This window comes from Caulobacter sp. DMC95 (assembly GCF_056313785.1).
In genome coordinates this window covers 410,632-427,266 of sequence record NZ_JBQUZP010000004.1, presented here as the reverse complement: position 1 = coordinate 427,266, position 16,635 = coordinate 410,632, and the positions used below count along the sequence as shown (strand labels likewise).

The window sequence follows — 16,635 nt, the reverse complement described above, 5'->3', positions numbered from 1 at the left end:
TAGATGCTCTCCATGATGACCAGCATGAACGACAGCCCCAGCGTCAGGGGCACGAACAGAAAGTGGTAGAGGGCGGTAAGCGCGAACTGTAGTCGCGACAGGTCTACGACAGCGGGGTCCATGGACAGCTCCGAGGCGAACGGCCGATGATCAGGCCGATCGAGAGCCATGCCCTAGACCCGCCCGACCGTCCGTTCCTTGATCCGGATCAAGGCAAGCGGATAACCCCACCCTACACTCAACTCATGGGCGCCCGCATAGTGCAGATTGATCATCGTGGCTCCGCCAAGGCCTGGCTCAAGCAATGGGAGCGGACCGTCGCGCCGACGATCCGCAGCGCAGGCTTGCTGGGTCTCGTGGACGGAATCGCCGCGATCGCCTTCGCCGCCGGTCTTGCGCTGAGTGTCGATGCGATCGCTCAGGACCTTGGACCCGCAGCGCTTTTCGGTTGGCTGCTTGTGGCCGCTGCAGCACTCGCGGTTCGGGGCGCTCTGGCGCTGGCGACGGGCGTCCTCGGTGCCCAGGCGGCGACGCAGGCCAAGGCTTCGCTTCGGATCTCGCTCGCGCGCGCCGTGTTCGCCGGCCCGCGCCGCCCGGCCGGCGAAGCCGCCACCGCCCTGGTGGAGGGCGTCGAAGCGCTGGACGGCCATGTCGCCCGCTTCTTGCCCACGCGCCTCTCCGCCAGCGTCCTGCCGCTGCTGATGATCGCCGCCGCCGCCGTCGCCAGCCCGATCGCCGCGGCGATCATGCTGGGGACGCTGATCCCGTTCATCCTGGCCATGATCCTGACGGGAAGCGCCGCCGCCGCCGAGGCGCGCGCCCAGTTCCAGGCCCTGGAGCGGCTGTCAGCCCTGTTCCTGGACCGGGTCCGCGCCCTGCCCGTGGTGCTGGCTTTCCAGGCCGAGGGCGCGACGACGCTGGCCCTGACCCGCTCGGCGTCGAACCTTGCCGAACGGACGATCCGGGTCTTGCGCGTGGCCTTTCTGTCGTCCGCAGCGCTGGAGTTCTTCGCCGCCCTGTCGGTGGCCCTGGTGGCGGTCTATTGCGGCTTCAACCTGCTGCGGCTGCTGCCCTTCCCGGTTCCGGAGCAGCTGGATCTCAAGCGCGCCTTCTTCGTGCTGGCCCTTGCGCCGGAGGTCTACGCCCCCATGCGCCGCCTGGCCGCCGCCTATCACGACCGCCAGGCCGCCGAGGCCGCCTCCGCCAGCCTCGTCACCTTCGAGCCCCCCGCCCCGCGCTCCGCGCGCGCCCAGCTCACAGCGGCGCCGACACTTCGCTTCGAGGGCGTCGAGATCCGCTATCCTGACACCGACGCCCCCGCTGTGCGCGCGTTCGATCTGGTCGCGCCCGCCGGCTCGGTCACGGCCCTCGTCGGCGCCAGCGGCGCGGGCAAGAGCTCGATCCTCAACGCCTTGCTGGGTCTGGCGCCGGTCACGGCCGGCGCCATCCGCGTCGACGATAAGCCGGCTACAGACGTAGAGCTCGCGATCGCCTGGGCCGGACAGTCGCCGTTGATCCTTCCCGCCTCGATCGCCGAGAACATCGCTCTGGCCCGCCGCGACGCCAGCCGGGCCGAAATCGCGCAAGCCGCCGAGCGCGCCGGTCTGGGTCCCGCCCTCGCCGCGCGTCCCGGCGGTCTGGACTTCGTGCTCGACGAGCGCGGCTCGGGGCTCTCCGGCGGCGAGCGACGCCGCCTGTCTTTGGCCCGCGCCCTGCTGAAACCCGCGCCGGTCCTGCTGCTGGACGAACCGACCGCCAATTTCGACGCCGAGGCCGAGGCGGCGATGATCGAGGCGATCCGCGCCGCCGCACGCGGCCGAACCACGTTGATCGCCACCCACTCAGAGGCTGTCGCCGCCCTGGCGGACAAGGTGATCCGCCTGTGACCAGTCCGCTCGACACCCTGATCCGCGCCCAGAAGCGCCAGCGCGCCAGCGCCCTGCGCCTGGCGGCGCTCAGCGCCGTCACCGTCGGCGCGGCCTCGACCCTGCTGCTGGGCCTTTCGGGCTGGTTCATCGTGGCCAGCGCGGCTGCGGGCGCGGCGGGCCTGGCTGCGGCCCATGCGTTCAATGTGCTGCTGCCCAGCGCCGGCATCCGGTTCTTGGCCATCCTGCGGACGGCCGCGCGCTATGGGGAACGCGTATCGGGGCACGCCGCCGCCCTGCGCGCCCTGGCGGCCATCCGCCCGGCGGTGTTCGAAAGTCTGGCGGCCGCGCCGCCGTCCGAATCCTTGAGCCTGTCGCGCGGCGAAGCCTCGGCGCGGCTCGTCCAGGACGTCGACGCCATCGAGACCCGCTTCGTCCGTCTCTCTGCGCCCTGGAGCGCCGCGGCCGGACTGGGCGCTGGCGTTGCGCTGGCGCTGCTGGCGGGATGGGTTCCGGCGCTGGCGATCCTGACCGCCGCCGGCGCGGCGATCCTGACGGCCCGCGCGCTGGCGAGGCGCTTCTCGGCCCCTGCGCGCGCCGCCATCCAGGCGCGCACCGGCGCGCTGAAGGACTCGGTGGCCGCCCTCGTCTCGGCCTCGGCGGAGCTGCGCGCCTATGGCCTCGCCGACTGGGCGGGCGAGACGCTCAACGCCCGGGCCACCAGCCTTGAGGACGCCCGACGCGCTGCTGCTCGCGCTCAGGGTCTGATCATCGCCAGTCAGTCCGTGATCGCCGGTCTTGCCGTGGCGGCGGCTGTGGCCGCCGCCGCGCCGGCTGGCGCAGCTCTGGCGGCCCTGGCCGGCCTGGCGGCGGTGATGAGCCTGGACGCCCTGACCAGCCTGGCCAACGCCTTCGATCAGGACGGCGCCGCGCACGAAGCCCGCCAGCGCCTCGACGCCGTGTTGCGACATCGACCCCTCCCCTCTCCGCCGTCGCGAACCGAGGCCGAGCCTCTGACCCTGCTGGGCCAAACGCTGAGCCCCGGCGAGCGGCTGGCGCTCTCGGGGCCCTCGGGCTGCGGCAAGACCACGGCGGTCGAGACGCTGCTGGGCCTGAGGGACGCACCCGCGCTCACGGCCCGCGACGCCTTCGCCTGGCTGCCGCAGGACGCCGGTCTGGTGGCCGGCACGGTGCGCGAGAACCTGCGCCTCGCCGCGCCCAAGGCCAGCGACGCCGACCTCTGGGCTGTGCTGGAAGACGCATGTCTCGCCGACCGCGTCCGCGCCGCGCCAGAGGGCCTGTCAGCCTATGTCGGCGACGATGGCGAACGGCTGTCGGGCGGTGAGCGGCGACGCCTGGCCCTGGCCCGCGCCTATCTGCGCGACGCGCCCTGGCTCCTGCTGGACGAGCCGACCGAGGGCCTGGACCCCGCCACCGAGGCGGCGGTCGTGGCGCGATTGGACGCCCGTCTGAAGCGGACCGGCCAGGGCCTCGTGGTGGTCAGCCACCGCGCCGCGCCTCTGGGTCTCTGTGCGCGGATCGTTCGCCTCAACACGCAAGAAAAAGGCCCGGCGACCGCGTCGCCGAGCCTCGTCCCCACCCTATGATCGGATCCCTATTTCAGGTTCACCCGGATATGGGTCGTGAACAGCACCACCGCGAAGGTCGCAAACGCGCCGATCACCAGTCCCAGATAGGCCAATTGTCCACCCGACATCGACAGTCTCCCTTGCTAGAGACCGTCAGGCTGCGCGCATCCGCATCGCCCGGCCTTGACCTGCCTCAAACGCTCGCGGCTATAACCGCATAAGATTCAGGGAGCCGCAGGCGACGATGAAACCGACCCGAGGCCTGTCTTCGAGCCTCTTCAGCGACCCTCATCCAACCGCCTATCTGGCCGCCTTCGCGGCGGTGATGGCCACGGCGGTGGCGCGCCTGTACCTGCCCGAGGCGTTCACCGCCCCGTCGTCGTTCCTGCTGTTCGTACCCGCGGTGCTGGTCAGCGCGGCGCTGGGCGGGGTCGGGCCTGGCGTGTTCGGCACCACGTTCGCCTGGGCGACGGTCTGGTGGGTGACACGGGACATCCCATTTGACCTGGTCAGCGGCCTGTCGGCGGCGATCTTCCTCTCGGTCGGCTTCGGCATGGCCGTGGGCGGCGGCTGGTTCCATGCCGCGCGGCGACGGGCGGCTGCGGTCAACGACCACCTGCGCTCGATTCTCGACACCGTCCCCGACGCCGTGGTGGTCATCGACCGCGCGGGAATCATGACCTCGTTCAGCCCGGCCGCCCAGCGGATGTTCGGCTGGACGGAGGCCGAAGCGATCGGAAAGAACGTCAGCCTGCTGATGCCCGAGCCCTATCAGTCCTCGCATGACGGTTACCTGGACCGCTACGCCCGCACGGGGGAGAAGCGGATTATCGGCGCGGGCCGCGTCGTGGTGGGTCGCCGCAAAGACGGCTCGACCTTCCCCATGGAGTTGGCCGTGGGCGAGACCAAGGGACCGACGCCGTCGTTCACTGGTTTCATCCGCGACCTGACAGAGCGCCAGGAAACCGAGACCCGCCTGCAGGAACTGCAGAACGAGCTCGTTCACGTCTCGCGCCTGACCGCCATGGGCGAGATGGCCTCGACCCTGGCCCACGAGCTGAACCAGCCCCTATCGGCCATCGCCAACCTGCTGACCGGTTCGCGCCGTCTGATGGATCGAGGCCGCGAGGCCGACCAGGCCAAGGTGCGCGACGCTATCGACCGCGCCGCCGCCCAGGCGCTGCGCGCCGGCGAGGTGATCCACCGCATGCGCGACTTCGCCCGGCGCGGCGCCAGCGAGCGCGAAGCCGAGAGCCTGTCGAAGCTGATCGAGGAGGCCTCGGCCTTGGCCCTGATCGGCGAGAAGGAACGCCAGGTCGATGTCCGCCTGAAGCTTGATCCGAAGGCCGACGACGTGTTCGCCGACCGGGTCCAGATCCAGCAGGTGCTGCTGAACCTCATCCGCAACGGCATCGACGCCATGCAGGCCCAGGAGCCACGCAAGCGCGCCCTGCTGATCAGCACCGGCATGACCGAGGAAGGCTGGTCCGAAGTCTCCGTCGCCGACACCGGCCCCGGCATCGCCCCGGAGGTGCTGGAGCGCCTGTTCCAGCCGTTCATGACCACCAAGCCGCAGGGCATGGGGGTGGGCCTGTCGATCTCCCGCTCGATCATCGAGGCGCACGGCGGCCGTATCTGGGCCGAGGCGAATCCTGGCGGCGGCGCGCTATTCCGATTTACGCTGCCGCCAGCCGAGTCTGTGGCCGGCGAGAAGGAGACCATCGATGACTGACGCCCCCGTGGTCCACGTGGTGGATGACGACGAGAGCGCCCGCGAGTCCTTGGCGTTCCTGCTGGAGTCGGCCGACTTTGAGGTCGTCACCTACGCCAGCGCCCCGGCGTTCCTCGACGCCCTGCCGCAGGCCAAGCCCGGGGTGGTGATCACCGACGTCCGCATGCCCGAGATGAGCGGCCAGGACCTGGTCGCCCGACTGTCGGCCCTGAAGATCAAGATGCCCATCGTGATGATCACCGGCCACGGCGACATCCCGATGGCCGTCGAGGCGATGCGCTCGGGCGTGGTCGACTTCCTCGAGAAGCCGTTCTCGGAATCGCGGATGCTGGACGCGCTCAAACGCGCCTTCGCCACCGTCGAGGCCGCGCCGGTCTCGGACGATCAGCAAATGATTCTGAAGCGGATCGAGAGCCTGTCCGAGCGCGAGCGCCAGGTGCTGGACGGGGTGGTCGCCGGCCACGCCAACAAGGTCATCGCCCGTGACCTGGGCATCAGCCCGCGCACGGTCGAGATCTATCGCGCCAAGCTGATGACCAAGATGCAGGCCGACAACCTGGCGGCCCTGGTGCGCATGACCCTGTCGGTGCGCGGCGGTTAAGCTCCACCGCTCATATCAAGCGCCCGCCGACGACGGACCGCCTTGATCACGGCCTGCGCCACCGCGGCGACGTGTTCGATGAACCAGCTGACGGGGTTCTCGCCCGGACGCCGCTGGCTGACGACGAACGTGGCGATGCAGATCACGGCGAAGATAACGGCGGGCAAGGCGACAGCGACGAGGGCCGTGGCGCGGGTGGCCGTCGCCTGTCCTAGGACCATGAGGATCTCGAAGGCGAATAACAGGATCCCGCCGGTGGCGACCGCCGCGCCCGAGCCCGCGCGCTTGGCGCTCAGACCAAACGGCACGGCGATCAGCGGCAGGAGCGGCAGGATAAACGCACGGGCGAGACGCGCGTAGAGCGCCGCCAGCAAGGTCTCCCGCGGCAGTGCGGCGGGCTCCAGACCGAAGCCCTGGCGCGCCAATTCGATCAGCGTCAACTCGCTGACGTCCTCGCCGCGCAGCCGCAGCAGCCCCGCGTCGCCGGCGGGCACGTTGAACATCAAGCGCGAGAAATTGACGACATAAGTTGGGGCGCCGGCCACGGTGCTGATCTGGCGTCCGTTGGTTAGCTCCAGCGCGATCTGGCTGTCGGCAGGGTTCTTGTGGACGACCGCCGACACGGCCGTGAGGATGTCTTCGCGGCCGTTCGGATCGATGCGTCGAATGAAGACCTGCTGCAGATGACGGCCGCTGGCGTCGGTCCGGTCTGCGGTCAGGAAAAAGTCCGGACCCGCCGACAGCAGCGCCTTGGGTCGCACGTCGCCGTTCCATCCGGCGTTCTCAGCCGCGTGCAGCACCGCGTGATAGGCGTAACGGCTATAGGGCTGCACGAACCCGAACATGAAGACGCTCAGGACCATCAACAGGACGCCCAGGACAACAAAGGGCGCGGTAAAACGGGTCAGCGACGTGCCGCTCGCCAGGATCGCGTCGATTTCGGAGCTCTTGTTCAGGCCGTTGACGACCACGAACAGGCCGATGAAAAAGCCGCCGGGCAAGGTCAAGCCCACATAGTGCGGCGTCAGGTTCACCAGCAGTTCGGTCAGATACCGGAAGCCCTCCGTCGTCTGCGACAGCAGGTCGAACGAGCGCATCAGGCGCTCCATCAGGAACGCCACCATCGTGCTGATGAGGACGGCCGACATCGGCGCCAGGGTTCGCCGGAGCAGATAACGATCAAGCGTGTTTGGAAAGATCAAGGCGAAGCTCGTCGTACCGAGCGCCCCTTCCCGATCTGATCCGTCAGTTCGGCGGGAAGGGCGCCATTCCAAGGTTCAGGGCGCGGCGATCGACTAGAGAGCCTGGGGCGCGGCCTGGGCGTCGATCCGTCCGCCGCGGCGGCCGGTCCAGGCGCGGGGCTCGGGCGCGCTGACCTCGGCGCGGCTGGAGGCCAGGGCCCGCGCGTCCAGCGCCTCGGCGTAGACATCCACCACCGCGTCGAGGATTTCAGTCCACCGATAGGCCGCGCTGCGCTCCAAGGCCTTGGCGGCCATCTGGCGAAGATGCTCCGGGTCCTGACAAAGGCTCATAAGAGCCCGGGCGTAGCGCGCCGGATCGGTGGGCGCGCAAAGGATCGCGTCACGACCATCGCGCAACAGCGCCCGGGTGTTAGGCGCGTCGGCGCAGACCATGGCCAGGCCCGACGCCATCGCCTCTAGATTGACGTTACCGAAGGTCTCGGTCGTGCTGGGATTGAGGAAGATGTCGCCGCTAGCCAGCGCCGTGGCGAGCGCCTCGCCCGTCAGAAAGCCCGTGAAGGTCGCTCCCGGAAGCCGTTCCTGGAACCAAGCGCGGGCCGGGCCGTCACCGATGATCAGCACTTGCGGCGCAGGCCCCGCCGCCGCGAGGCGGTCGATCGTGTCGGCGAAGGCCGCCAGCCCCTTCTCCATCACTAGGCGTCCGAGAAACACGATGACGGGCCGATCAGGGTCAAAGCCCTGGGCCGCGCGCCAGGCCGCATTGCATCGCGCTGGATTGAACAGGTCGGCGTCCACGCCGCGCGCCCAGGTCCTGACCTGAGCGCGCGGGTTCTGAGCACGCAGATCGTCGCCGATCGCCGGGGTCGGGGTCAGGACGAAATCGCAGGCGCCGTAGAACGCCCAGAACCGTCGTTGCGCCAGGGCGCGCAAGCCTCCCAGCCCATAGTAGTCGAGATAGGAGTCAAAGAGCGTGTGCAGGCTGGCGACGACCGGCGCCTTCAGGCGCCGGCCGAGCTTCAGCGCGGCCGCTCCCAGCAGGTCCGGCGCCGACAGATGGATCAGGTCCGGCGCGAACGCCTCGACATCACGCCGCACCGCCGCGGGGAGACCGAGCGCGAGACGATAGTCTCTGCGGAACGGAATGGTCACCGAGGGCACCGACACCAGATCGCCGACGGGCGCGAAGGCGGGCGTGGGCGAGGTCGGCGAATAGATCCGCACCTGCGCGCCCGTCGTGCGCTGCACATGGTCCACCAGTCTGTTCAGCGACTTGTTGGCCCCATCGAGCGTGTAATTGTAGTTTCCCGAGAACAGGGCGATCCGCGCCGAGCGCGCGCCAGGGGCGAACATCGAGGCCCTGGTATCCATCGCCGTGCTTTCCTGTGAGCGTCTCGGACGTCGCCGAGGCGGTTCCGCTCCCCCCCGGAAGCAGCTCAGTTCACGACTTAGAGCAGGCAACGCCGTCGGTTTTGTGAAGGTCTCCTATGCACGACCGTCACGGTACTGATTTACCGGTGGCGGAAGTGTTCTCCTGGGGGCCGCCGGATGCGGATCGTGGACGTCGCCGAGTTCTATTCGCCTACCGGCGGGGGGGTTCGAACCTATATCGACCGCAAGCTCGAGGTGGCCGCCCAGCTTGGTCACGAGCTTTTCGTTCTCGCCCCGGGACCCGAAGACCGATTCGAGCCCCGCCCCTCCGGCGGCGTGATCTGGGTGCGCGCGCCGCGCCTGCCGTTCGACGCCAACTACTCCATGTTCTGGGACGCAGCGCCGGTGCACAAACACCTGGACGCGCTGGCTCCCGACCTGGTGGAGGCCTCGTCGCCCTGGCGCGGCGCCTGGATCGTCGCCCGATGGCGCGGGCCCGCGGCGCGGTCGATGTTCATGCACGCCGACCCCGTGGCGATCTATCCGCAGCGCTGGTTCGGCGGGATGGCCAGCCCCGAGCGTGTGGACCAGTGGTTCGCGTGGTTCTGGCGCTATCTGCGGTCGCTGCGTCGCCATTTCGACACCACCGTCGCCGGCGGACACTGGCTGGCCCACCGCTTCGAGCAGCACGGCCTAGGCCCCGTCGCAGGCATTCCGCTGGGGATCGATCGCGTCGCGTTCTCGCCCGCCTTCCGCGATGAGGCGCTGCGGGCGCACCTGCTGGAGGCCTGCGCCATGCCTCCTCGCGCCAAGCTGGCTTTGGCCGTCGGCCGGTTCCACCCCGAGAAGCGCTGGCCGATGGTGATCGAAGCGACGCTGAAGGCCTCCAAGACCACGCCGATCGGTCTGGTGGTGGTCGGCGACGGCATCGATCGCGCCCGCGTCCTACGCGCGGCCGCCGGTGAGCCGAACGTCCACATCATACCGCCGATCCGCAATCGGCCGCTGCTGGCGGCCCATCTGGCCAGCGCGGACGTGCTGGTGCATGGTTGCGACTCTGAGACCTTCGGCCTGCTGCCCGCCGAGGCCATGGCCAGCGGCCTGCCCCTGGTCGGCCCCAATCGCGGTGGCTTCGCCGATCTCGCCCGGCCTGACAGCGCCGAGATCTATCCCTCCGGCGATCCAGACGCCGCCGCCGCAGCCCTCCTGCGGCTGCTGGCGCGCGATCCGGCCTCGCTCCGGGCTGCGGCGTTGCAAGCCGCAGCCGACGTGCGGCCCGACATCGACCACTTCGCCGAGCTGTTTGAACACTATGAAACGATCGCGAAGACCGCCTCGAACATCGGCCTCGGAGCCACGGCGCCCGCCGCAGGCGCGAAGCCATGAGCGCGACCCGAACGCTCAGGGCGAAAGCGCCGCCTTCGCCTGCGCCAGAGACCTGGGCGCCCAAGACGCCTTCGCTCTGGTGGAACCTCCTGGGTTTGGCCGTCTCGGTGGGACTTGTCGCAGCGATCCTGTTCCAGCTGGACAGCGCGGCCGCCGACGGGATGAGGATGATCCTCCAGCTGCCAATGGCCGTCTGGCCGGCGATGATCTTGCTGTACCTGACCCAGCCGATCTGCGACTTCGCCGTCTATCGGCGGACATGGAACCTCCCCCTGTCGGGCTTTGGAGTCTTACTGCGCAAGAACGTGATCAACGAGATCGTGCTGGGCTACAGCGGCCAGGCCTATCTCTATGTGTGGGCGCGGCGGACCAGCGGTCCGAGCGTCGCGCCATTTGCGGCGATCAAGGACGCCAGCATCATATCGGCGCTGCTGGGCAACCTGCTGACCCTGGTGCTGACCGCCGTCAGCGTCACGCAGCTCACCGAACTGGGCCTGGTCAAGCAACTCGGACCGGCGCTGTGGTCCGGCCTCGTCCCTATCGCCATCTCGATCGGCCTGGTGGTTTTCGGACGCTGGGTCTTCTCGCTGTCGCCCCGTCTTCTGCTGTTCGTCACCAGCGCCCATACGGTGCGGATCATCGTCTCCACCGCCTTGACCGTGCTGATCTGGCGGATCGCCCTGCCAGAGGTCGCGTCAGAGCTTTGGCTGGTGCTGATGGCCGTCCGCTATCTGGTGTCGCGCATTCCGCTGCTGGCGAACAAGGACCTGGTGTTCGGCAATCTGATGGTCTTCCTGCTGGGACCTCAGTCTGCGGTGGCGGTGCTGCTGGCGGCGCTGGCCCTGGCGACCCTGCTGATGCACCTCGGTGTGATCCTGATCCTGGGCGCCGTCGCGCTCGTGCGGCATCTGGCCAAACGCGTCGCACGCCGCGATCCGCGCGTTCGCCTTCCTGAATGTTAAAGCCCCGGGGCCGCCCGGGCCAGCAGGGCCGAGAGTTCGCGGCCTAGCTTGTCGTCCAGCAGGGGCTTTTCCACGAGGGTGACGCCGGTCACGCCCCGCCGCGTCAGCCGCTGCGCGTCGCCGGTCAGGACAATGGTGGGTCGCCCGGCGGTGGGCGGCGGCAGGCTCGCATCGCCGTCATCGATCACCACGCAGGCGGCGGCGCGACAGTCCGAGCAGCTCAGGCAACCGTGCGTGTCGGCGGGCGCGCGGACGGCGTACCCGTCGGTCTCCAGCGAGAAGCGCAGCGCGTCGCGCAGGGCCTCGTCCTCCACCAGGAGGAGGATCATGGGACGGTCCGTTTCGCCGTCCGACAGGTCGGGCCGGTCGCACATGCTCTCCAGACCGCCAGAAGACCCGGCCAACCGCCTTGATCGGCGTCAAAATCGCCCCCGTCAGCAAAGCCGCCTAAGGGACTCCCCTTAGCGAGGCCCCCTTAGGCGCATGCCCCGAATATCGGATCGGTTTGAGATGGCGCAAAAAACCCACACCAAACGAGGGGGTTTCCGATGCTGTCTCCGATCCGCGCAAAGACGTTCGACAACGACCATTTCTTCGACGCCGTTCTGCCCGCGCCGGGGGCTTGCGCCCGCTTCCATCGCGATGAGGAGATCTTCGGCGAGGGCGAGGCGGCCGACTACGTCTACCAGGTCGTGTCGGGCTCGGTGCGCACCTATCGGATTCTCCGCGACGGCCGCCGCCAGATCGACGAGTTCCACTTCGCCGGCGACTATTTCGGCTTGGAGATGACCGAGACCCATCGGATCAACGCCGAGGCCATGTCCGACGCCACCGTGCGGATGATCCGCCGCGGCGCGCTCAGCGACCTAGCCGCCCAGCGGAGCGACGCGGCCCGGGCCCTGTTCCGCCTGACTGCCGAAGGCCTGCAGCGCTGCCAGGACCACGTCCTGATGCTGGGCCGCCGCTCGGCGCAGGAACGCGTCGTCGGCTTGCTGCTGGACATCGCCGCCCGCACCCATGCTGACGCCGAACTGGACGTGCCGATGAGCCGCCAGGACATGGCCGACTATCTGGGCCTGACCATCGAGACCGTCTCGCGCACCCTGACCAGCCTTCAGGACGAAGGGCTCATCGCCTTGCCGACTGTTCGTCACATGGTGCTGAAGGACCGCCGCGCGCTGGAACGCCTGGTGGCCTGAGGGCTAGACCCCACCCTCGTCGCTGCGCTCCAGACCGGCGATGGCCGCCTCTTCGTCGGCGTCGCCCTGGTTGACCGAGCGCAGCATGACCTGCCGCATCGCGTAGACCAGCATGGCTAGCAGGATCACCGTGTTGAGCACGAACGGCGCCCAGCCGATCTGCTCGTAAAGCAGCACGAACAGCGGGGCGACCACCACGTTCAAGCCGTTGATCGCGGCGATCGCACCGGCCGCGCCCGCCTGGTCCTTGGCCTCGACCGACAGGGACGCCCCCGCCGTGAAGCCGGGCCGTGCAAAGCCATAGCCCAGGCTGGCGATCGCATAGCCGATGGCCACCGCCGCATAGTCCGGCGCGAAGGCCACCACGATATTGCCCAAGGCCGCGGCCCCGACGCCCCAGCGCATCAGTTCGCGCGGCCCCATGCGGAACATCCGGATCAGGCCCCATTGGGCCAGGAGACCCGCCACCGCGCCGGCGGCCATGGCCAAGGTGATGAAACCCTGCGCCTTGATCGGCGACAGGCCCAGCTTGTCGATGATCAGAAAGCCCAGAGTCTGGGTCTGGGCCGTCTGGCACGAGGCGACCAGAAAACCGTAGATCAGGAAGGGCTTCAGGCGCGGATCCTTCCAAAGGGCCGCACCCTCGCCGCGCCAGGGGAGCCCCAGGCTGCGCCGCCGGGGCGGCGTGTCGCCGCGCCCGGGGGTGAAGGTCTCGGGCAGGCCGCGATGCACCACAGCCAGCATCGCCGCCGCCAGGGCCGCGAAGGCCACCATCGGCCCGGCAAGCCCGACGCCGGGCAGCACGAACAAGGGCGCTAGCAGCGGCCCGACCACGGTGCCTAGGCCAAAAGCGCCGGCGAGGCTGGCCATGGTCTGGGTGCGCTCCTCACGGCTGGTCCGCTCGGCCAGATAGGCCTGGGTGGCGGGATTGGCCGCCGAGCCGAAGCCGCCGAACAGCGCCCGCGCCAGCAGGAACAGTACGAAGATCACCATCGGCGGCGCCAGGTGGTGCAGGCCGGCCGAAACCACGATCGCGCACAGGGTCATCGACACCGCAAAGCCCGCCAGGCCCAGCATGATCAGCGGCTTGCGTCCGCGAAGGTCGGACTGCCGCGCCCAGAACGGCGAGGTCACCGCCCACAGCACCGCCGACAGCGAGAAGATCCCCGCCACCAGGGCGTCGGGAATGCCGATCTCGCGCCCGATCGCCGGAAGGACCGACAGCATGCCGGTGTTGCCCAGGGCGGTCGCCACGGAAACGCCGAAGAGAATGGCGAACGCCCGCCGGTTCGCCCGGCCGCTTTGAAGATCACCGGTCATCGAACAACCGTTAGACCCGCGCCCCGACCGGCGCAATGTGTCGCCGATCACAGACTCTCGAACACGGCTGCGAGAACCTTGGATTAATCATTAATCGCGATGATGCGTCCGCAAACTCGGGGCGACCTCCACCATGTTCCAGATTATCGGCATCGTTCTGCTCTTCGGCCTGGTGTTCGGCTCGTACATCATCTCGGGCGGCAAGATGGACGTGATCATCCACGCCGCGCCGCACGAACTGATGGCCATCGGCGGCGCCGGTGTCGCGGCGTTCCTGATCTCGAACTCGATGACCGTGATCAAGGCCACGCTGGGCGGGTTCGGTACGATCTTCAAGGGCCCCAAGTGGAAGGCGCAGGACTATCGTGACCTGCTGAGCCTGCTGTTCCTGCTGACCAAGACGATGAAGTCCAAGGGCGTCATCGCGCTGGAAGCCCACATCGAAAAGCCGCAGGAAAGCACGATCTTCTCGCGCTACCCCAAGATCGCCCACGACCACTTCGCCGTCGACTTCATCTGCGACACCCTGCGGATGATGACCATGAACCTGGAAGATCCCCACCAGGTCGAGGACGCGATGGAGAAGCAGCTCGAGAAGCACCACCACGAAGCCCACCAGGCGGCCCACGCCCTGACGCAGCTGTCGGACGGTCTGCCGGCTCTGGGTATCGTGGCCGCCGTGCTGGGCGTCATCAAGACCATGGGCTCGATCACCGAGCCGCCGGCGGTGCTGGGCACCATGATCGGCGGCGCTCTGGTCGGTACGTTCATGGGCGTGTTCATGGCCTATGGCCTGGTCGGCCCGATGGCGACGCGTCTGGCCTCGGTGCTGGACGAAGACGCGGCCTTCTACAAGATCATCCAGGCTGTGCTCGTCGCCCACCTGCATGGCAACGCGGCTCAGATTTCGGTCGAAATCGGCCGCGGCAACGTGCCGACCGCCTGCCAGCCCAGCTTCGCCGAACTGGAAGAAGCCCTCTCGCAGATGCCGAACGAATAGGTCGGGGACTCCCTACCGACTCGTAACTTGCGCGGCCCTTCGAACCGGTATTCCTATCGAGGCGATGACGTCGCCGCCAAGGCGACGCGGCCAATCGAAGGGGAAACCTCATGACCTCGACCATGCTCCGCAAGCTGCTGATCGCCGGCGTCGCCGTCTCGGCCCTGTCGCTGACCGCCTGCGGCAAGAAGGAAGAAGCCGGCGCTGAAGACGCCGCCGCCAAGGCCGCCGCGGCTGACGCCTCGACCGTGACGGACGCCGCCTCGGCCAAGGACCAGGCCGCCGCTGACGCCAACAAGGCCGCCGCCGACGCCGCCGCCGCTCCGGTCGACCCGGCCGACGCCGCCGCCACGGGCGCCACCTCGACCACCGCGCCCGCTGACGCGGCCGCCCCGGCCGAAGCCGCCAAGCCGGAAGAGAAGAAGGCCGCGCACTAAGGTTCGGAACCCTCGCCCTTCGACAAGCCCAGGGTGAGGGTTTCGCCTGCGAGCGCACAATAGTCCTCACCCTGAGCCTGTCGAAGGGCGAGGACGGGCCCGCAAACCTCACAAGGGGCCGTTCCTTGGAGCGGCCCTTTTTCGTTGACCGGAGCCCTCACCAGCGCTGTACCAGCTCGATGGATCCCTCCGCCCCTTCCCCGCTGGTCTGGCGCGACGACGGCCTGCCGCAGTCGAGCCTCTACGGCGACGTCTATTTCTCCAGCGTCGACGGCCTGGCCGAGACGCGGGCGGTGTTCCTGGCGGGCTGTGGACTGCCCGAACGTTTCGCCGAGCGACGCGACTTCGTGGTCGGCGAGCTGGGCTTCGGCTCGGGGCTGAACATCGCCGCCCTGCTCGACCTTTGGCGCCGCGAAAAGCCGGCCGGCGGACGACTGCACATCTTCTCGATCGAGGCCCACCCGCTGTCGCGCGACGAGGCGGCGCGGATCCTGGCCCACTGGCCCGAGCTGGGCGAGGCCGCGCAGGTGCTGCTGGATCATTGGCCCGGCCGCGCGCGGGGCTTCCATCGCGTTGACCTTCCCGGCTTCGACGCGGTGCTGGACCTGGCGGTGATGGACGTGGTCGAAGCGCTGGAGGCCTGGGACGGCCTGGCCGACGCCTGGTTCCTGGACGGCTTCTCTCCGGCCCTGAACCCCGCCATGTGGCGCGACGAGGTGCTGGCGGCGGTCGGCGCGCGCTCGGCGCCTGGCGCGCGGGCGGCGACCTTCACCGTGGCCGGCGCGGTGCGTCGCGGCCTCTCGGCGGCGGGTTTCGAGATCGCCAAGCGCCCCGGCTTTGGCCGCAAACGCGAACGGCTGGAAGCCTGGCGACCGGGCGCGCGGCCGGCGTCGCGGCGGCCCGAGACCCTGGCCATCATCGGGGGTGGAATCGCCGGGGCGTCGCTGGCGCGAGCGGCGCGGGCCGAGGGCCTCTCCGTCGTGGTCATCGATGATCCCGACACGTTCGGCGCCTCGGGCAATCCCGCCGCCCTGGTGACCCCGGCGCTCGACGCCGGCGGCGGCCCGCGCGCGGCGCTCTACGCCCAGGCGCTAGCTCGCGCAGTGACGCTGTACGAGGCGGAGGGCCAGCCCGTGATCGCCCGCGAGGTCTTGCAGCTCGCCGCCGGCGATCGCGACCCCGCCCGCTTCGCCACCGTCGCGGACCAGGACCTGTTCGAGCCGGGCGACATGCGGACGCTGGGTGTCGAAGAGACTCTCGCGCGCCTGGAGACCGCCACGCCAGCCCTGGCCATGGCTGGGGCCCGGGTCATTGCGCCGGCGGACGTCATCGCAGCCTGGACCGGCTCCGTCCTGCGCCGGCGTGTGGCGAAGGTTGAGCGCGACGGCGAAAGCTGGCGGTTGCTCGATGCGGCCGGTGACCTGGTCACGCGCGCCGATCGGGTCGCGCTGGCGGGCGGCGCCGATGGCGCGGCCCTGCTGCCAGATACGCCTCTGCGCCCCGTGCGAGGCCAGGCCAGCTGGACAAGCGGCCAGGATACGGCCCCAACCGCCTTCGGCGGCTATGCGATCCCCACCCGCGACGGGCTGTTGTTCGGCGCCACCCATGACCGGGACGATGTCCGGACCGACGTGCGTCCGGAGGACCACGGCCGAAATCTCGCGACATTGGCCAAGGGCCTGCCGGCGCTGGCTGAGCGCCTGGCCGGGTCGACCTTCGAGGGCCGCGCCGCTGTGCGCGCCACCACACCCGACCGCCTGCCGCTGGCGGAGGTTCGCGAAGACGGCTTGATCGTGCTGACGGGTCTGGGCTCTCGCGGCTTTTGCCTGGCCCCGCTGCTGGCCGAGCATCTGGTCGCTCGCCTGCTGGACGTCCCCTCGCCGCTTCCGCGCCAATTGTCGCACCTGCTCAAATTGACGCGTTTCGACTCGCCTGTGGCGCGCATCAGCGTATAGTCGAACACGGTTATCGGAG

General features: G+C 69.3%; 17 protein-coding genes and 1 pseudogene. 10 read left to right on the top strand and 8 right to left on the bottom strand.

Translation table 11 applies throughout. From position 1 onward, the window contains the following. Positions 1 to 122, bottom strand: a 122-nt coding sequence (locus ACT53N_RS12740) for a cytochrome ubiquinol oxidase subunit I (protein WP_476064250.1), incomplete at its 3' end; no start/stop codon positions are given. A gap of 123 nt (positions 123 to 245) precedes the next feature. On the opposite strand from ACT53N_RS12740, the gene cydD reads away from it, so the two are divergent. Both cydD and ACT53N_RS12730 read left to right on the top strand, forming a co-directional pair. Then, on the top strand, positions 246 to 1,886 hold the full coding sequence (cydD, locus tag ACT53N_RS12735; protein ID WP_476064249.1) for a thiol reductant ABC exporter subunit CydD: 1,641 nt from the start codon (positions 246 to 248) through the stop codon (positions 1,884 to 1,886). After that, positions 1,883 to 3,472: an amino acid ABC transporter ATP-binding/permease protein gene (locus ACT53N_RS12730; RefSeq protein ID WP_476064226.1), complete on the top strand. Its 1,590-nt coding sequence runs from the start codon at positions 1,883 to 1,885 to the stop codon at positions 3,470 to 3,472. The genes cydD and ACT53N_RS12730 overlap by 4 nt, the downstream gene beginning before the upstream one ends. Before the next feature lie 8 nt (positions 3,473 to 3,480). On the opposite strand, the gene ACT53N_RS12725 is transcribed toward ACT53N_RS12730, so the two are convergent. Next, positions 3,481 to 3,588, bottom strand: coding sequence for a hypothetical protein (locus ACT53N_RS12725; RefSeq protein WP_310217329.1), 108 nt, complete (start codon positions 3,586 to 3,588; stop codon positions 3,481 to 3,483). Positions 3,589 to 3,698: 110 nt separating this feature from the next. On the opposite strand from ACT53N_RS12725, the gene ACT53N_RS12720 reads away from it, so the two are divergent. Then, on the top strand, positions 3,699 to 5,186 hold the full coding sequence (locus ACT53N_RS12720; RefSeq protein ID WP_476064225.1) for a PAS domain-containing sensor histidine kinase: 1,488 nt from the start codon (positions 3,699 to 3,701) through the stop codon (positions 5,184 to 5,186). Then, complete coding sequence (gene fixJ, locus ACT53N_RS12715; RefSeq protein WP_476064224.1) at positions 5,179 to 5,787, top strand: response regulator FixJ; 609 nt, start codon at positions 5,179 to 5,181, stop codon at positions 5,785 to 5,787. Before ACT53N_RS12720 ends, fixJ begins: the two co-directional genes overlap by 8 nt. On the opposite strand, the gene ACT53N_RS12710 is transcribed toward fixJ, so the two are convergent. Both ACT53N_RS12710 and ACT53N_RS12705 read right to left on the bottom strand, forming a co-directional pair. Next, positions 5,784 to 6,989: an LptF/LptG family permease gene (locus ACT53N_RS12710; protein ID WP_476064223.1), complete on the bottom strand. Its 1,206-nt coding sequence runs from the start codon at positions 6,987 to 6,989 to the stop codon at positions 5,784 to 5,786. The genes fixJ and ACT53N_RS12710 overlap by 4 nt on opposite strands. 93 nt (positions 6,990 to 7,082) lie before the next feature. Beyond that, on the bottom strand, positions 7,083 to 8,447 hold the full coding sequence (locus ACT53N_RS12705) for a glycosyltransferase family 4 protein (protein WP_476064222.1): 1,365 nt from the start codon (positions 8,445 to 8,447) through the stop codon (positions 7,083 to 7,085). Positions 8,448 to 8,534: 87 nt separating this feature from the next. Between ACT53N_RS12705 and ACT53N_RS12700 the strand changes: the two genes are divergently transcribed. After that, positions 8,535 to 9,743, top strand: a complete 1,209-nt coding sequence (locus ACT53N_RS12700; protein WP_476064221.1) for a glycosyltransferase — start codon at positions 8,535 to 8,537, stop codon at positions 9,741 to 9,743. A 349-nt stretch (positions 9,744 to 10,092) separates the two neighbouring features. Here the strand turns inward: ACT53N_RS12700 and ACT53N_RS12695 are convergent, their stop codons facing one another. Beyond that, the gene (locus ACT53N_RS12695) at positions 10,093 to 10,383 is read right to left on the bottom strand and encodes a hypothetical protein (protein WP_476064220.1); all 291 of its coding nucleotides are present in this window, start codon (positions 10,381 to 10,383) and stop codon (positions 10,093 to 10,095) included. Between ACT53N_RS12695 and ACT53N_RS12690 the strand changes: the two genes are divergently transcribed. After that, entirely contained in the window at positions 10,373 to 10,705 is a 333-nt protein-coding gene (locus tag ACT53N_RS12690) for a hypothetical protein (protein ID WP_476064219.1), read from the top strand. The two genes, ACT53N_RS12695 and ACT53N_RS12690, sit on opposite strands and share 11 nt — an antisense overlap. Here ACT53N_RS12690 and fixT read toward each other — a convergent pair. Further along, entirely contained in the window at positions 10,702 to 11,079 is a 378-nt protein-coding gene (gene fixT / locus ACT53N_RS12685; protein WP_476064218.1) for an oxygen-responsive sensory/signaling system negative regulator FixT, read from the bottom strand. The two genes, ACT53N_RS12690 and fixT, sit on opposite strands and share 4 nt — an antisense overlap. 174 nt (positions 11,080 to 11,253) lie before the next feature. Between fixT and fixK the strand changes: the two genes are divergently transcribed. After that, positions 11,254 to 11,904 carry a transcriptional regulator FixK gene (fixK, locus tag ACT53N_RS12680; protein WP_476064217.1) on the top strand — a complete coding sequence of 217 codons (651 nt, stop codon included), beginning with the start codon at positions 11,254 to 11,256 and terminating at the stop codon, positions 11,902 to 11,904. Positions 11,905 to 11,907: 3 nt separating this feature from the next. Here the strand turns inward: fixK and ACT53N_RS12675 are convergent, their stop codons facing one another. Further along, a complete protein-coding gene (locus ACT53N_RS12675; protein ID WP_476064216.1) occupies positions 11,908 to 13,224 on the bottom strand; it encodes an MFS transporter in 1,317 nt (438 codons plus the stop codon). A 133-nt stretch (positions 13,225 to 13,357) separates the two neighbouring features. On the opposite strand from ACT53N_RS12675, the gene motA reads away from it, so the two are divergent. Together motA and ACT53N_RS12665 are read left to right on the top strand one after the other, a co-directional pair. Then, the gene (gene motA, locus ACT53N_RS12670; RefSeq protein ID WP_476064215.1) at positions 13,358 to 14,224 is read left to right on the top strand and encodes a flagellar motor stator protein MotA; all 867 of its coding nucleotides are present in this window, start codon (positions 13,358 to 13,360) and stop codon (positions 14,222 to 14,224) included. Between the two features lie 110 nt (positions 14,225 to 14,334). Beyond that, complete coding sequence (locus ACT53N_RS12665; RefSeq protein ID WP_476064214.1) at positions 14,335 to 14,661, top strand: hypothetical protein; 327 nt, start codon at positions 14,335 to 14,337, stop codon at positions 14,659 to 14,661. Between the two features lie 6 nt (positions 14,662 to 14,667). Here the strand turns inward: ACT53N_RS12665 and ACT53N_RS12660 are convergent. Then, a pseudogene (locus tag ACT53N_RS12660) lies at positions 14,668 to 14,822 on the bottom strand (hypothetical protein); the annotation flags it as partial. 18 nt (positions 14,823 to 14,840) lie between these two features. Here ACT53N_RS12660 and mnmC2 point away from each other — a divergent pair. After that, the gene (gene mnmC2 / locus ACT53N_RS12655) at positions 14,841 to 16,616 is read left to right on the top strand and encodes a tRNA (5-methylaminomethyl-2-thiouridine)(34)-methyltransferase MnmC2 (RefSeq protein WP_476064213.1); all 1,776 of its coding nucleotides are present in this window, start codon (positions 14,841 to 14,843) and stop codon (positions 16,614 to 16,616) included. Positions 16,617 to 16,635: the final 19 nt, after the last annotated feature.

Excerpts from the sequence above, each read along its gene's own strand:
- cydD (WP_476064249.1), top strand. The coding sequence starts at position 246 with ATGGGCGCCCGCATAGTGCAGATTGATCATCGTGGCTCCGCCAAGGCC.
- ACT53N_RS12720 (WP_476064225.1), top strand. The coding sequence starts at position 3,699 with ATGAAACCGACCCGAGGCCTGTCTTCGAGCCTCTTCAGCGACCCTCAT.
- fixJ (WP_476064224.1), top strand. The coding sequence starts at position 5,179 with ATGACTGACGCCCCCGTGGTCCACGTGGTGGATGACGACGAGAGCGCC.
- ACT53N_RS12700 (WP_476064221.1), top strand. The coding sequence starts at position 8,535 with ATGCGGATCGTGGACGTCGCCGAGTTCTATTCGCCTACCGGCGGGGGG.
- ACT53N_RS12695 (WP_476064220.1), bottom strand. The coding sequence starts at position 10,383 with ATGATCCGCACCGTATGGGCGCTGGTGACGAACAGCAGAAGACGGGGC.
- fixT (WP_476064218.1), bottom strand. The coding sequence starts at position 11,079 with ATGTGCGACCGGCCCGACCTGTCGGACGGCGAAACGGACCGTCCCATG.
- fixK (WP_476064217.1), top strand. The coding sequence starts at position 11,254 with ATGCTGTCTCCGATCCGCGCAAAGACGTTCGACAACGACCATTTCTTC.
- ACT53N_RS12675 (WP_476064216.1), bottom strand. The coding sequence starts at position 13,224 with ATGACCGGTGATCTTCAAAGCGGCCGGGCGAACCGGCGGGCGTTCGCC.
- motA (WP_476064215.1), top strand. The coding sequence starts at position 13,358 with ATGTTCCAGATTATCGGCATCGTTCTGCTCTTCGGCCTGGTGTTCGGC.
- ACT53N_RS12665 (WP_476064214.1), top strand. The coding sequence starts at position 14,335 with ATGACCTCGACCATGCTCCGCAAGCTGCTGATCGCCGGCGTCGCCGTC.
- mnmC2 (WP_476064213.1), top strand. The coding sequence starts at position 14,841 with ATGGATCCCTCCGCCCCTTCCCCGCTGGTCTGGCGCGACGACGGCCTG.